11 protein-coding genes are annotated in these 14697 nt (G+C 63.8%); 5 read left to right on the top strand and 6 right to left on the bottom strand.

Features of this window, described 5'->3' with window-relative positions; translation table 11 throughout:
- The first annotated feature begins 3 nt into the window (after nt 1-3).
- The gene (locus BSY238_RS12710) at nt 4-2979 is read left to right on the top strand and encodes a valine--tRNA ligase (RefSeq protein WP_069039467.1); all 2976 of its coding nucleotides are present in this window, start codon (nt 4-6) and stop codon (nt 2977-2979) included.
- A 324-nt stretch (nt 2980-3303) separates the two neighbouring features.
- Here the strand turns inward: BSY238_RS12710 and BSY238_RS12705 are convergent, their stop codons facing one another.
- Together BSY238_RS12705 and BSY238_RS12700 are read right to left on the bottom strand one after the other, a co-directional pair.
- Nucleotides 3304-3531 carry a sulfurtransferase TusA family protein gene (locus tag BSY238_RS12705; protein WP_069039466.1) on the bottom strand — a complete coding sequence of 76 codons (228 nt, stop codon included), beginning with the start codon at nt 3529-3531 and terminating at the stop codon, nt 3304-3306.
- Between the two features lie 68 nt (nt 3532-3599).
- Nucleotides 3600-5051 carry a M48 family metalloprotease gene (locus BSY238_RS12700; RefSeq protein WP_069039465.1) on the bottom strand — a complete coding sequence of 484 codons (1452 nt, stop codon included), beginning with the start codon at nt 5049-5051 and terminating at the stop codon, nt 3600-3602.
- A 190-nt stretch (nt 5052-5241) separates the two neighbouring features.
- Here BSY238_RS12700 and BSY238_RS12695 point away from each other — a divergent pair, with 190 nt between their 5' ends.
- The 4 genes from BSY238_RS12695 to BSY238_RS12680 all read left to right on the top strand — a co-directional run bounded on the left by BSY238_RS12695 (nt 5242) and on the right by BSY238_RS12680 (nt 8344).
- Nucleotides 5242-5712: a response regulator gene (locus BSY238_RS12695; protein WP_069039464.1), complete on the top strand. Its 471-nt coding sequence runs from the start codon at nt 5242-5244 to the stop codon at nt 5710-5712.
- A gap of 12 nt (nt 5713-5724) precedes the next feature.
- Nucleotides 5725-6222: a cyclic pyranopterin monophosphate synthase MoaC gene (gene moaC, locus BSY238_RS12690; protein ID WP_069039463.1), complete on the top strand. Its 498-nt coding sequence runs from the start codon at nt 5725-5727 to the stop codon at nt 6220-6222.
- A gap of 94 nt (nt 6223-6316) precedes the next feature.
- Nucleotides 6317-7804, top strand: coding sequence for a CYTH and CHAD domain-containing protein (locus BSY238_RS12685; protein WP_069039462.1), 1488 nt, complete (start codon nt 6317-6319; stop codon nt 7802-7804).
- 78 nt (nt 7805-7882) lie between these two features.
- Complete coding sequence (locus BSY238_RS12680) at nt 7883-8344, top strand: SixA phosphatase family protein (RefSeq protein WP_069039461.1); 462 nt, start codon at nt 7883-7885, stop codon at nt 8342-8344.
- Nucleotides 8345-8561: 217 nt separating this feature from the next.
- Here the strand turns inward: BSY238_RS12680 and BSY238_RS12675 are convergent, their stop codons facing one another.
- The 4 genes from BSY238_RS12675 to BSY238_RS12660 all read right to left on the bottom strand — a co-directional run bounded on the left by BSY238_RS12675 (nt 8562) and on the right by BSY238_RS12660 (nt 14648).
- Nucleotides 8562-9950, bottom strand: coding sequence for an O-antigen ligase family protein (locus BSY238_RS12675; RefSeq protein ID WP_150123942.1), 1389 nt, complete (start codon nt 9948-9950; stop codon nt 8562-8564).
- A 4-nt stretch (nt 9951-9954) separates the two neighbouring features.
- Nucleotides 9955-10416, bottom strand: a complete 462-nt coding sequence (locus BSY238_RS18990; RefSeq protein ID WP_069039459.1) for a pilin — start codon at nt 10414-10416, stop codon at nt 9955-9957.
- Nucleotides 10417-10612: 196 nt separating this feature from the next.
- Nucleotides 10613-12244: an HD domain-containing phosphohydrolase gene (locus BSY238_RS12665; protein ID WP_069039458.1), complete on the bottom strand. Its 1632-nt coding sequence runs from the start codon at nt 12242-12244 to the stop codon at nt 10613-10615.
- A 28-nt stretch (nt 12245-12272) separates the two neighbouring features.
- Nucleotides 12273-14648: a GspE/PulE family protein gene (locus BSY238_RS12660; protein ID WP_069039457.1), complete on the bottom strand. Its 2376-nt coding sequence runs from the start codon at nt 14646-14648 to the stop codon at nt 12273-12275.
- Between the last annotated feature and the right edge of the window lie 49 nt (nt 14649-14697).

Genomic DNA, 14697 nt, shown 5'->3' with positions numbered 1-14697 from the left:
GTCATGACGCTGGCCAAGAGCTTCGAACCGGCCGACATCGAGCGCCGCTGGTACCCCGAGTGGGAATCGCGCGGCTATTTCGCTGCCGGCCTGGACACAGACACCCCGAACAAGCCGAACTTCTGCATCCTGCTGCCGCCGCCCAACGTCACCGGCACGCTGCACATGGGTCACGGCTTCAACCAGACGCTGATGGACGCGCTCACGCGCTACCACCGCATGCGCGGTGACAACACGCTGTGGCAACCGGGCACCGACCACGCGGGCATCGCCACGCAGATCGTGGTCGAGCGCCAGCTCGACGCCCAGGGCATCTCCCGCCACGACCTCGGCCGCGAAGCCTTCGTGAAGAAGGTGTGGGAGTGGAAGGAGTTTTCCGGCTCGACCATCACGCGCCAGATGCGCCGGCTTGGCACCTCGCCCGACTGGACGCGCGAGCGCTTCACGATGGACGAAGGCCTGTCGAAAATCGTCACCGAAACCTTCGTCCGCCTGCATGAAGAGGGCCTGATCTACCGCGGCAAGCGTCTCGTGAATTGGGACCCGGTGCTGGGCACGGCGGTGTCCGACCTCGAAGTGGTACAGGAGGAAGAAGCCGGCTCGCTGTGGCACATCCGCTATCCGCTGGCAGACGGCTCGGGGCATCTGACCGTCGCCACCACCCGCCCGGAAACCATGCTGGGCGACGTGGCCGTGATGGTGCACCCGGAGGACGAGCGCTACGCCGCGCTGATCGGCAAGACGGTGAAGCTGCCGCTGACGAGTGTTGGAACCGACGCTCTCGACGCGCGCGGTTGGCGGGAAATCCCGGTCATCGCCGACGACTATGTCGACCGCGAATTCGGTACCGGCGTGGTGAAGGTGACCCCGGCACACGACTTCAACGACTACGCGGTCGGCCAGCGGCATGGTCTGCCGATGATTTCCATCCTCACGCTGGACGCGAAGATCAATGAGCACGCGCCCGCGAAGTATCAGGGCATGGACCGCTTCGCCGCGCGCAAGGCCATCGTTGCCGATCTCGAAGCGGCCGGCCTGCTGGACAAGACCGACAAGCACACGCTGAAGGTGCCGCGCGGCGACCGCACGAATGCCGTGATCGAGCCCATGCTGACCGACCAGTGGTTCGTCGCGATGAGCAAGCCGGGTGCCGACGGCAAGAGCATCACGCAGAAGGCGCTCGACGTCGTGGCCAGCGGCGAAATCCGCTTCCACCCGGAAAACTGGGTGAACACCTACAACCAGTGGCTGAACAACATCCAGGACTGGTGCATTTCGCGCCAGCTTTGGTGGGGCCACCAGATTCCGGCCTGGTACGACGACAGCGGAAACGTGTTCGTCGCGCATTCGGAAGCCGAGGCCTACCAGAAGTATTTCGAGCATCTGGCGCAATCGAACGCGGACCTGAAGCGCCTCGCCGTCGCCACCGCGATGGCGCGCGAAATGTCCGGCGACACATTGCCCGAAGTCGGCCGCAACTACGCCATCAAGGAAAACCTGCCGCTGCTCAAGCGCGACGAAGACGTGCTCGACACCTGGTACTCGTCGGCGCTGTGGCCGTTCTCGACGCTGGACTGGACACCGGACTGGGAGCCCGGCAATCCGGACAAGAGCAATCCGGCGCTCGACCTCTACCTGCCGTCGTCAGTGCTGGTGACCGGTTTCGACATCATTTTCTTCTGGGTGGCGCGCATGGTCATGATGACCACGCACATCACCGGCCGCATCCCGTTCCGCGACGTCTATGTGCACGGCCTGATCCGCGACGCGGAAGGCCAGAAGATGTCGAAGTCCAAGGGCAATGTGCTGGATCCGATCGACCTGATCGACGGCATCGCGCTCGACGAGCTGGTGAAAAAACGCACCACCGGCCTGATGAATCCGAAGCAGGCGGAACAGATCGAGAAGCGCACCCGCAAGGAGTTTCCGGACGGCATCCCTGCCTTCGGCACCGATGCACTGCGCTTCACCTTCGCCTCGCTGGCCAGCCCGGGGCGCGACATCAAGTTCGACATGCAGCGCTGCGAGGGCTACCGCAACTTCTGCAACAAGCTGTGGAACGCCACCCGCTTCGTGCTGATGAATTGCGAAGGGCAGGACTGCGGGCTGGCGCCGTGCAACGAAGACTGCGGCCCCGAAGGCGCATTGCACTTCCAGGCGCCCGACCTGTGGATCGTCAGCGAACTGCAGCGCGTAGAAGCCGAAGTCGAGAAGCAGTTCGGCGATTACCGCTTCGATCTGGTGGCGCAGGCCATCTACCGTTTCGTGTGGGACGAGTACTGCGACTGGTATCTCGAACTGGCCAAGGTGCAGATCCAGAACGGCACACCGGCGCAGCAGCGTGCCACCCGCCGCACCCTTCTGCGCGTGCTCGAAACCGTGCTGCGTCTGGCCCATCCGCTGATTCCGTTCATCACCGAAGAACTGTGGCAGACGGTCGCACCGCTGGCGGCACGCAAGGACGGCGACTCGATCCAGATCGTGCGCTATCCGCAGGCGGTGCCGAGCCGGATCGACGCGACGGCCGATGCCTGGGTGATCGAACTGAAGTCGATGGTCGACGCCTGCCGCAGCCTGCGTGGCGAAATGGGCGTGTCGCCGGCGCAGAAGGTGCCGCTGCTGGCCGCCGGCAATGTCGAGGCGATCACCGGCTATGCGCCCTACCTCGCGGCGCTGGCCAGACTGAGCGAGGTGCAGGCGGTCGGCGACGAGTTGCCGGCCTCGCCTGCACCCGTGCAGGTGGTCGGCGACTTCCGCCTGCTGTTGAAGATCGAGATCGACGTGGCGGCCGAACGCGAGCGTATCGGCAAGGAAATCGCGCGCGTCAGCGGCGAGATCGCCAAGTGCGAAGCCAAGCTGGGGAATGAAAGTTTCGTCGGCCGCGCGCCAGCCAATGTGGTCGAACAGGAGCGCAAGCGCATGACCGACTTCGGCGATCTGCTCGGCAAATTGAAGGAACAGCTCGGCCGTCTGGGCTGACGCGCAGATGCATGTAGACAGCGCCCCTGGACCACTCCTGCAGGGTCCGCACCGGGCAGCCGCTCACCACACTGGCCCTGTATGACCCGCCCGCTCTGCAGGCGGCCATCCGCGCGGGGATGGCGAGCGGTGGCCTTTGAAAGCGGCCCTGTGGTAGCGGCGGCGGTCTTGTGGGAGCGGCGGCCTCGCAGCGATACCACTCTGCACAATGAGGGTCACGGCACTATCGCGGCGAGGCCGCCGCTCCCACAGGCCGCCGCACCTGCGATTGGCAGATCGTCGCGGTCCTGGCTGGGGCGAGACCGCCCCAGCATGCGACGTGGCTTACTTGCGGCGCAGCAGGAAGGCGAATTCCTTGTTTGCGTCGCTGCTTTCGAGCAGCGTGTTGCCGGTCTGGCGAGCGAAGGCTTCGAAGTCGCGCACCGCACCGGGGTCGGTCGCGACGACGCGCAATACCTGACCGCTGCTCATTTCGGACAGCGCCTTCTTCGTGCGCAGGATGGGCAGCGGACAGTTCAGGCCGCGCGCGTCGAGTTCCTTGTCGAATTCCATGTCTGCTCCGGTCGCTCGGGTCGCGATGAAAGGAGCGCGAGTTTACACCGGTCCGCCCGACCCGGTGTTCACAGCCCGTCGCGCTTCAGTTCGGCCAGCTTTTCACGCAGTTCGCGCAAGCGCGCGTCGACCACCGACTGCTGATAGAAGTCGCCGTCGGCGGCGCGCTGTGCGATTTCCAGCTGTTCGATCGCCGCCTGATACTGCCCGTTGAGTGCGTAGGCCTCGGCCTGTGAGCGATGCTGCGCCAGCCGCTGGTCGAGCAGCGCATGACTGCGCGCCTGGTAGCGATACAGGCGCGGGTCCTGCGTATAGGCCAATACCTCGTCATTGATCAGGGCGAGCGCCTCGGCGGCACGCCGGTCGGCGAGCAGAGCCTCGATCAGGCCATAGGTGAGTGCGCGCGAGCGCGAACGCTTCAGACCGTCGCGAAAGCGCTCGATGGCGCCTTTGGCATCACCCGACTCGAGACTGATCAGGCCGGCAAGGTTATCGAGCATCGGCGATTCGAAGCGCTCGGCGCGCAGGCCATCCACCTCTTGCTGCGCTCGGGCGAAATCTCGCTTGCGCAATGCGGCATGCGCCAGGCCGAACCGCGTGGCAAGCCGGATACTGCCCTGCACGTCGCGCATCCGGTTGTCGAACTCGGCAAACGCCTCCCTTGCATCGCCTTCGTAGGCGCGCAGCTTGGCGCGCACCAGCAGAAAATCCAGGCTGTCCGGCACCTGCCGGTAGGCGGTTTCCTCGATGCGCGCACTGGCGTCGGTGATGCGTTCGACCGTTAGTGGGTGAGTGCGCAGATAGGCCGGCGAATTGCTCTCATAAAAGCGCGCCGAACGCTGCATGCGTTCGAAGAATGCCGCCATCGCTCGCGTGTCGAAGCCCGCGCTGTCGAGCATCTGCAGTCCGATGCGGTCCGCTTCGCGCTCGAAATCGCGGGTGTACGCAAGTTGCGACGCGACCGTCGCCGCCTGGCCCGCGATCATGGCGCCCTGCGCAACCTGCGAATTGCCGCGCGCCGCCAGCACGGCGATGACGAGCGACGCCAGCGCGATGATGGTCGACTGGCCGCGATTGGAAAACTGGCGCGCGATGTGACGCTGCGTCACGTGTGAAATTTCGTGCGCGATGACCGATGCCAGCTCGGATTCGCTCTGCGCGGTGACGATGAGGCCGCTATGCACGCCGATGAAGCCGCCCGGCCAGGCAAACGCATTGAGGCTCGGATCGCGCAGCGCGAACAGTTCGAAGTCCTGCGTCGATCCGGGCAGCTTTTCGGTGAGCCGGTCGGCGAGGTGATTGAGATAGCCGTTGATTTCCGGATCATCGATATACGCGCGCTCGCGCACCCGCATGTCGCGCCACAACGCAAGGCCAATGCGGTTCTCGAGCGCGGGTGACAGGTCAGCCTGGGCCGAATCGCCCAGATCCGGCAGCGGCTGCGCGGGGACGGAAAGCGGCAGCAGAAGCAGCGCAACGACTGCAGTGCGCAGGCTGCGGCGGGTGAAGAAGTGACTCATGGCGATGCTATGATAACGAAGCGAAGTGAACGATCGTTCGGTTCCGGTATCCGGGCCTGTAACGTCGCTGCGCAGCCCAGATGGCTCGCTGCACAACCGGCAGCGAGTCGGGCACCTGCAGGGCGTCGTCTGCCACGTGACGCAGGCATAGCCCGACAGCCATCCTCACCCATTCACGCCTACGCTCCCGATGTCATCGATTCCGGTTGGTTCGCACGCACTGCTGCTGATTGAAGATGTGCCCGAGGATGTGAAGCTCATCACCACGGCACTGCGTACCATCGTACCGGCCGATCAGATCAAGGTCGTCCCCTCGGGCGAGGAAGCGCTCGATTACCTGTTCGGGCGCGGCAACTACGCCGGACGCGACACGCGTTACCAACCCGCACTGATCATGCTGGACCTCACGCTGCCGCGCATCAACGGCATGGAAGTGCTGCGTCTGGTACGCGCCGACCCGCAGACGCACGTGTTGCCGGTGGTGGTCGTGTCCGCTTCCTCGCAGCAGCGCGACATACGCACCGCAGCCCAGCTTGGCGCCAACAGCTTCGTCCGCAAGTCGCTCGACTTCGTGAGCTTTTCCGAAACGTTGACCCTGCTGGCCCGCTACTGGCTCGAACTGAACATCCAGCCGCCGCATCCGTCGGCGATGGCGCGCTGAGAGCCTGACATCATGAGTACCGACATGCCGCTGCCCGCTCAACTCACCCACTTCGATGCCGAAGGCCAGGCCCACATGGTCGATGTCGGCGACAAGGCGCACACCGCGCGCGTGGCGCGCGCCGCCGGATCGATCACCATGCTTCCGGCCACGTTCGAACTGGTGCGCGATGGCACGGCGAAAAAGGGCGACGTACTGGGCGTGGCACGCATCGCCGGCATCCAGGCATCGAAGCGCACGTCCGACCTGATTCCGCTGTGCCATCCGATCGCACTGACCAAGGTCAGCGTGGATTTCACGCTCGATGCAGCCGGCAGCACCGTGCACTGCGAAGTCACCGCACGCACCACCGGCCAGACCGGCGTCGAGATGGAAGCGCTGACCGCGGTCAGCGTGGCCCTGCTGACCATCTACGACATGTGCAAGGCGGTGGACCGCGGCATGCAGATCGGTGGCATCCGCCTGCTCGAGAAGGCCGGCGGCAAATCGGGGCACTGGCAGGCGGACTGAATCGTGCCGCGCCGCCGCAAGGTGACGAAGCGGGGCCGTTTCGTTCTACCATCGGCGCCTTCCGGGCAGTGACGCCCGATGCGACAGGACAGTCATGGGCCGGGAAACGGAACTCAAGCTGGCGCTCGCCGAACACGGATGGCGTGCCTTTTCGCGGCACCCGCTGCTGCGTCAGGCAGCCGCCGCGCCGCAGACGCACACCCTGCGCAACCTCTATTTCGACACGCCGGATTTCCGGCTGCGCGAGCAGCGCGTCGCGTTGCGGTTGCGCCGCGTCGGCAGGCGCTGGCTGCAGACGGTGAAATGTGCCAGTGCGGCCAGCGCCGGCCTGTCCTCCCGACCGGAGTGGGAACAACCCTTTACCGGCCTGTTCGATTTTTCGCAGGTCGATGATGCGGCACTGCGTCGCCTGCTCGAAGGCCTGCGCGACCGCGGCTTGCTGGCGCAGGTGTTCGAGACGAATTTCGAGCGGCGCGAATGGCGTTTCGCGTCGGGTGATGGCGAACTGCTGTTGATGGCCGACCGCGGGATGATTGAAGCGGCCGGGCGACGCGACAGCATTTCCGAACTGGAACTGGAACTGGCCGGCGCGCCGATCGAAGCGCTGCTCGACCACGCCGACACACTGGTGCGCACGCTGCCTCTGCGCGCCGAATCGCGCAGCAAGGCAGAACGCGGGTACGCGCTGATCGAAGACAAGGCGTATCAGCCGGTGCGTGCGACGCGGTCGCCAATCGATCCGCACGGCGGCGCCCGGCATGCGTTCCGCGCCGTCGCGCTGGACTGCATTCAGCACTACCAGTCCAACGAAGTCGGTGCGCTGCAGTCCGATGCGCCGGAATTCGTCCACCAGATGCGGGTCGCGCTGCGCCGCCTGAGAAGCGCGCTGCGACTGTTCGCACCCGCGCTCCCGGAAGGCATGGCGGCCGATCTTGCCTTGCCGCTGCGCGCGCTCGCCGGTGACCTGGGCGAGTTGCGCGATCGCGACGTGCTGCAGTCCGAACTGCTCGCGCCGGTGCTCGCGCACAACGCTGCCGAAAATCTGCACGCACTCGATGCGGCGCTGCATGCCACCCGGCAGCAAGTGCGCGACCGCGTGCAGAAGGCGCTGCAGGACGGCAGGCAGGCCAGACTGATGATGGCGCTGCTGCGCGCGCTGCATGACCTGCCGCCGGATGACGAAGGCAATCTGCGCACGCTGGCGCACAAGCGCCTCGCCCGCGCCCATGCGCGCATGGTCGATGGCTGCCGGCACGCGGCCGATGGCGACATCGGTGCGCTGCATGCGCTGCGCATCGACATCAAGCGCTTGCGCTACGCGATCGAGTTCTTCGCGCCGCTGCTTGGCCCGCGCAAGACCAAACGGGCGATCGGTGCGCTGATGCAGGCACAGGAAGATCTCGGCTTCCTGAATGACCTGAGCCAGGCCGGCCCGCGCCTGCTCGCCGCCGCTGGCGACGACCCCGACCTCGTGGCGGCCGTGGCGCTGATCGCACGTCATCACCTGCCGCGCTACCGCAGGATAGTCAGCGACGCTCCGAAGCTTCTGAAACGCCTGTCGCGCATGCCGTTGCCGCGCTGAAATTGCCGTGCATTCATTCCACTGTCACGCCCGGCACCCACACTGCTGCGCGCCCTGAATATGATGGAGGAGACAGACATGGAATTGATACTGTGGCGCCACGCGGAAGCGGTCGACGCCCTGCCCGACGCCACGCGCCGCCTGTCCGGCCGGGGCGAACGCCAGGCAGCACAGATGGCTGCATGGCTCAAGCCCAGGCTGCCGAAACAGACGCGCATCCTGGCCAGCCCGGCCACCCGCTGCCAGCAGACCGCACAGGCACTCGGCCTCGACTTCGAGACGTCACGCCTGTTGTCGACCGACAGCTCGGTCGCCGATCTGATCGCCGCATCCGAATGGCCGACTGGTGGCGGCGCAGTGCTCATCGTCGGCCACCAACCCACGCTCGGGCGCCTCGCCGCCCTGCTGCTGTCCGGTCAGGAAGCGGACTGGACGGTGAAGAAGGGCGCGGTATGGTGGTTCAGCAACCGGGTGCGGGACGGTGAGACGCAGACGGTGTTGCGCTTGAGCATTTCGTCGGAAGCGACGGAGACAAACTGAGTGACGCAAGGTGGGCTTCCGCCTTGTTCACTGTGGCGACGAGTGGCACAGGGGGCTGAGCTGAGTTCGAAGTCATGAGGTTCAGCGACGCGTTGGTCCTGTCCGTGGATATCCGGCGGGAAATCGCCCAGCGCCGGACATCGCCGCCACGGGTTGCATCGGCCACCGCCTCTCGGCCCTTCAACGAGAGCTACAAGCTTCTTTCGGCTCGCCTCGGTTAGTCCCAGCCCGGGACGATCACGCCTTGCAGCCAGAAGCGCGGCTGATACATCGGAACGCCGGTCGCGGCAAGGCTTTCAGCCTCCCAGTCGAGAAAGCGCGACAGCTCGGGCCACATCAGGAATAACTGCGCAGCGGCAAGCGACAGAATGCCCACCGAAAAATAAAGGTGGCTGCCGGGCAGCCCGTTTCCAGCCGGCACCTTCTGCCCGGGCTGCAGCGAACAGAGCATGGCGCAAACCAGAACGAAACACACTTGGGAAAACGGCATTATCAGGATCCCGTCGACCTGGGCTTGCGCAAGTCCGCCCACGATGACCGCAAGCAAGGCAAGGTGCAGCGGATCCCTTCCATCATGGCTGATCGCGCGCCGAATCTGCAGCAGCAGCATCCGTGCGATCAGCGCAGCAATAACGCATGCCAGCGGAACCCCCCATTCGTACGCAACCTGGAGCAGCAGATTGTGGGGATGCCGCGCATAGGTATCATCGGTTATGGCGTAGGACATGGGTCCGTTACCGATCCAGGGTCGTGCCTCGATGCCATCCAGTGCAAACAGCCAGAGGGTGCCTCGACCCGAAGAATGCGCGCCCTCCAGCGCACGGCCCACGCCTGGCAGCGCTGTCTGGGTACTTCCGGTCATCCACGGCAGCAGCACGAACATCGCACCATAGGCGACGGTCCCGATTGCAATGCCGCGTATCAGTCGCGACGCGAAGGCCCGCCCGCCCTTTCCACAGCCGGCAACGGCGACTATCGCCAGCGCCAGAGCAATCCACGTCCCGCGTGTACCGGATGCCAGTGCAAAAGATATCCATGCGCCCATCGCAACATCGAGCACCCACGGCGAACGCGTGAGCGCGGCGAGGCGGTCGCGCGCCAGTACTACCATCGGGAGCGACAAGGTTACCCAGTGACCGAAGAAGCGCTGGTTTGAAAACCCGAAATAGAACTCCTGGGGGTGAAACGGCAAACCTTCAATGATGACGGCAGCCCAGCGCGGGAGCATCAGAACCAGATAGCACAGCGCAATGCCTGCATACACTTGAGGCAGTGCGGATTCCGGACGCTCACGGAGCGATGTCGTCCACACCGTGAACAGGGCGAGCAGCAGAACCAGATGAACGGATTCAATCAGCGCCCAGCGGCCGCATGCCAGCCCGTATCCCAGCATTGCCAAGACCACACCAACCCAGCGCCACGAGATGGCGACTTTGAGCTTGAGGGAATGGAATCCGGCCACCGTGAACAGCGCCCACTGACAGATGCGCTGCGCGTCGTGTTCTGACAGCCCGGTCGCGGGAAACACGAACAGCGGTACGACGGAAAACAATAAAAAAAAGCTCCCGACCATCGGGAGCTTTTTTCCATGCAGGAACCCCAGCAACAAATCAGGTGCCTACGCCGGTCTTGGAGCGACCACATCCGGCAACCTGTGCGTTGCTCGCAACCCACCGAACCGTTGCCACATTGGACGCTCCAGTAAGTAACACGCGGCAGGCAGGCGAACCCAACTGGCCCGTACCCGTAATCTGGATGGCCGGAGCGCCGCCTTCGCCAGCGATTACCGTCATCGAACCCGTGTTCGTTAGCACAGGATCAACGTTTGACGGAAAGAAGCCATTCGTGTTCAGTTCAGCAATCGAGTCGCAGTCAGCCTGAACTCCACCTCGATTCTGCAGACATTCGCCAATCGCCAGTTTGAGCGATGCAGCACTGGAAATGTTGTCCGACCAACGGGCACGCGTAACGTAGTCCTGATACTGCGGAATCGCGATCGCGGCCAGAATACCGATGATGGCAACCACGATCATCAGTTCGATCAGCGTAAAGCCTTGTTGAACCTTCTTCATATCACTCTCCTGAAATTTGAACGGAACGGGCGCCTGTGCGCTCAGGGTGAATATCGAGCAAGGCGGGTGCCAGCTTTAGCGATTTTTTACAAATCGTTGAATCATTGAGGTTTTTATTTCCGAACGTGCTGACACAGTTCGCAACAGATGCCTATGTGATGACGCGCACAGGCATCATGTGACGGAAATTGTCAGTTCAGGGCTGGAAGCCGGGGATGGCCGACAGATCGACGTCGTCGATCTGCTCCGGGTCGAGGAAGGTTTCGGCGTACTTGAGATAGACCTTGCGGCGCACGAACACATCGAACAGGTCGGGATCGATGTGGCCATTGAGGCGGAACTTGCCGAGGATGTGCAGGGCTTCGGACAGGCGCATCGGGCGCTTGTACGGCCGGTCCTTTGCGGTCAGTGCTTCGAAGATGTCGGCGATACCCATGACCCGCGCCTGCACGCTCATCTGGTCGCGCGCCAACCCGCGCGGATAGCCCTTGCCATCCATGCGCTCATGGTGACCGCCGGCGTACTCCGGCACATTGGTCAGGTGGCGCGGCCAGGGCAGCGCTTCGAGCATGCGTATCGTCGACACGATGTGGTAATTGATGATTTCCCGCTCGGCGCCAGTCAGCGTGCCCGCGCGTATGGTCAGGTTTTCGACTTCTTCATCGCTCAGGCAGGATCGTTCGGCGCCTTGTGAATCGGTCCAGCGCCAGCGGCGGGCGATCGCATGGACGCGCTCGACGTCGGCGTCGCTCATGCGTTCGGAACCGATGTTGGCGTGATGCAGGAAGGCACGGTCTTCGTCGATGTCACGCAGCCGGTCGGCACCGTGGCGCTCGATCTGGGCCAGCACGGCCGGCGAGGCATTGAGGCCGGCAGCGAAGCGGCTGTTGAGTGTCGCCAGTTCGATATCGCGCCGGATCAGTTCGAAGCGGGTGTCGATCAGTTCGATGCGGTCGAAAATGGTCTGCAGCTTGGTGGCCTTGTCGACCACATGCACCGGGGTCGTGACCTTGCCGCAATCGTGCAGCAGACCGGCGATCTTCAGTTCGTAGCGGTCGGCCTCGGTCATCGTGAAGCCGGCGAGCGGGCCATCCTGCGTGTCGTTCACGGCTTCGGCCAGCATCATGGTCAGCGTCGGCACACGCTGGCAGTGACCACCGGTGTAGGGTGACTTTTCGTCGATCGCATTGTTGATCAGCGTGATGAAGGATTCGAACAGCGCTTCGAGCTGGCTCACCAGTTGCCGGTTGGTCAGCGCGATGGCGGCCTGCGACGCGAGCGATTCGGCCAGCTGGCGGTCGGAACCGGAGAACACGCCGACCGCGCCGGTCACCGGATGCACTGCATTGATCAGCTGCAGCACGCCGATGACCGCGCCTTCGTGATTCATCATCGGCACGGTCAGGAAGCTGGTCGAGCGGTAGCCGGTGCGCGCGTCGAAGGCGCGCGTGCCGGAAAAGTCGAAACCTTCGGCGCGGTAGGCATCGGCGATATTGACCGTCTGCCCCTTCAACGCGCTGTAGGCCGCCACCATCGACAGGTTGGGCGAGCCGTCGTCGAGATGCAGCGGCAGCGGCGGAAAGGCGATCGGTTTGCCGGTGCTGCCGCCCATCGCTATGCCCAGCGAATCGGTGCGCAGGATTTCAAAGCGAAGGTGCTCGCCCGCTTCGTCGATGCGGTACAGCGTACCGCCATCGGCATGGGTGATGGTTTTGGCCGCCAGCAGGATCTTTTCGAGCAGCGCATCGATGTTGCGCTCGTTCGACAAGGCGCTGCCGATCTCGTTGAGCTGTTCCAGGCGCCGCAGCAGATCGTCTAGCGTGTCCATGGCGTGCGTTCCTGTCAGCGCCCGCGGCCTACTTGATGCAGACCGCGCGAACCTGCTTCATGTCGGTCGCACCCGACAAGACCTTTTCCATGCCATCCATCTTCAGCGTGCGCATGCCTTCCTGCAGCGCGGTCGCCAGCATGGTGGCCACGCGCTCGCGCTCCTGGATGTTCTTCTTGATTGCGTCGGTGCCGATCATCAGCTCGTGCAGGCCGAGCCGCCCGCGGTAGCCCGTCTCACCGCACTCCGGGCACCCTTTGGCACGGTAGAGCGTGAAGCGGCCCTTGTCGTCGGCGTATGCCTTTTTCCATTCGTTGAAGATGCGCGCCATCGCGCCTTCGGCATCGACCACGAAATCGGGCGTATTGCGCATTTCCTCGCAGTACTCCTGCAGAAAATGCTTCATTTCGTCGTCGCTCGGGTGCCAGGCTTCCTTGCACACCGGACACAGCCGCTTGGCGAGGCGCTGAGCGAGCACGCCGAGCAACGCATCGGCGAAGTTGAACGGATCCATGCCCATGTCGAGCAGGCGCACGATGGATTCCGGTGCGCTGTTGGTGTGCAGCGTAGAGAACACGAGGTGACCGGTGAGCGAAGCTTCGATGCCGATCGCCACCGTTTCCTTGTCGCGCATTTCACCGACCATGATCACGTCCGGGTCGGCCCGCAGGAAGGCGCGCATGATGGCCGGAAAGTCCAGCCCCGCCTTCTTGTTGATCTGTACCTGCCGCAGGCCCTTCTGCGTGATTTCGACCGGATCTTCGGCGGTCCATATCTTGGTTTCCGGCGTATTGATGTAGCCGAGTATGGAATGCAGCGTGGTGGTCTTGCCGGAGCCGGTCGGGCCGCAGACGAAAAACAGGCCGTAGGGCTTGCTGACCGCGTCCTTCAGCCTGGTGAGGTTGGCCGGCAGGACACCCAGCTTGTCCATCGGAATCGGCTCGCCGGCCGCCAGGATACGCATCACGACATCTTCGACGCCACCCGCTGAAGGAATGGTCGCCACCCGCAGTTCGATGTCGAGCGGACCGAACTTGCGGAACTTGATCTTGCCGTCCTGCGGCTTGCGACGCTCGGAAATGTCGAGATCGCACATGATCTTCAGTCGGGTGACCAGCGCACTCCGGTAGCTGGCGGGCACTTCGATGTAAGGGTGCAGCGTGCCGTCCTTGCGGAAGCGCACGTGAGTCTTGTCCTTGCCCGGACGCGGTTCGATGTGGATGTCGGACGCGCCCTGCTGGTAGGCATCGATGATGATCTTGTTCACCAGCCGCACCAGCTCATTGTCGGCGGCAGCGCTGACGTCGTCATTGCCGCCATCCTGCGCAGATTCGTCTTCGCCCAGCATGTCCGACAGCAGGTCGCCGACGCTGGTCTCGTCCATCGTCGAGCCGTAGAACTGATCGAGCGTCTGCACGAATTCCTTCGTCGTGGTGACGCGGAACAGCAGTTTGGACTTCGGAAAGATGTTGTTGACAACGCGCGCACCCTTGACTTTTTCCGGATCGAGCGCCATCACGACGATACCGTCCTTGCCCTCTTCCACCGGCACCCATTGCTGCTCTTCGAGGTACTCGCGCTTCAGGTTCTTGATCAGGTCGAACGGCTTGATGCGTTCCGGCCGGAAGGATTCGTAGGCGACGCCGAAGAACTTGGACAGCGACGCGCCGATCGCCTGCTGCTTGACCTGGAAATCGCGCGCCAGCACGTCCTCGACATCGACGCCCTTGCGCCTCGCAGCACGCGATGCCAGATCGAACTCCTGCGGCGACATGACGCCATCGACCACGAGGTAGTCGTATTTCGACTTCACGACGTGGGCGACTCGATTGCGTTGCTGGAAAGCGACTGCCAGCGTGTGCGCCATGCTCAGCAAGCCCTCTTCCGCGAGTGCCGAAAAAGGCTGGCCGGACTTGTTGTTGATCAGCTGGACGACCCCGAGCAGATCCTTCTTCTCCGGATCGAGGATGGGAGCGACCAGCATCTGCTTGGTGCGGTAGCCGGTCTTCTTGTCGACACCGTCGAGGAAACGCAGGCTGGGCGAATGCGACTTCAGTTCCTCTTCGTCGTACACGTCGCGCAGATTCAACAGCTGGCGGCTCATGCCGACGAAACCCGCCACGGACTGCTCGGTGAGCGGCAATCGCAGGTCCTTGAACGAATTCAGGCCGGTCTTGACCTTGGACACGATGGTGGACTTGTCGTCGCCCAGCACGTAGATGGTGAGGCGGTCGGCGTTGAACAGCGCAGAAATCTCCTGCGACAGCTCAAGCATGATTTCGTCGATGTTCGTGGTGGCGTGAATCTTCGTCGTGACGCCCTGAAGATTCTTGAAGAAGGCCAGCCGGCTCGATACATCGCTCATGGCGCCCAGATCACTCGCCGGCGGCATCACTGCACTCATTCGATCACCTCGTTGCCGCCGGCCGGCGCACCCCGCGCGACGGCGTCGC

Source organism: Methyloversatilis sp. RAC08 (assembly GCF_001713355.1).
Classification (GTDB): domain Bacteria; phylum Pseudomonadota; class Gammaproteobacteria; order Burkholderiales; family Rhodocyclaceae; genus Methyloversatilis.
This window is presented reverse-complemented; position numbering and strand designations above follow the sequence as displayed.

Bases quoted from the DNA above. Each gene is read 5' to 3' on its own strand.
- BSY238_RS12680 (WP_069039461.1), top strand. From the start codon at position 7,883: ATGGAATTGATACTGTGGCGCCACGCGGAAGCGGTCGACGCCCTGCCC.
- BSY238_RS12695 (WP_069039464.1), top strand. From the start codon at position 5,242: ATGTCATCGATTCCGGTTGGTTCGCACGCACTGCTGCTGATTGAAGAT.
- BSY238_RS12660 (WP_069039457.1), bottom strand. From the start codon at position 14,648: ATGAGTGCAGTGATGCCGCCGGCGAGTGATCTGGGCGCCATGAGCGAT.
- BSY238_RS12710 (WP_069039467.1), top strand. From the start codon at position 4: ATGACGCTGGCCAAGAGCTTCGAACCGGCCGACATCGAGCGCCGCTGG.
- moaC (WP_069039463.1), top strand. From the start codon at position 5,725: ATGAGTACCGACATGCCGCTGCCCGCTCAACTCACCCACTTCGATGCC.
- BSY238_RS12705 (WP_069039466.1), bottom strand. From the start codon at position 3,531: ATGGAATTCGACAAGGAACTCGACGCGCGCGGCCTGAACTGTCCGCTG.
- BSY238_RS12685 (WP_069039462.1), top strand. From the start codon at position 6,317: ATGGGCCGGGAAACGGAACTCAAGCTGGCGCTCGCCGAACACGGATGG.
- BSY238_RS12665 (WP_069039458.1), bottom strand. From the start codon at position 12,244: ATGGACACGCTAGACGATCTGCTGCGGCGCCTGGAACAGCTCAACGAG.
- BSY238_RS18990 (WP_069039459.1), bottom strand. From the start codon at position 10,416: ATGAAGAAGGTTCAACAAGGCTTTACGCTGATCGAACTGATGATCGTG.
- BSY238_RS12700 (WP_069039465.1), bottom strand. From the start codon at position 5,051: ATGAGTCACTTCTTCACCCGCCGCAGCCTGCGCACTGCAGTCGTTGCG.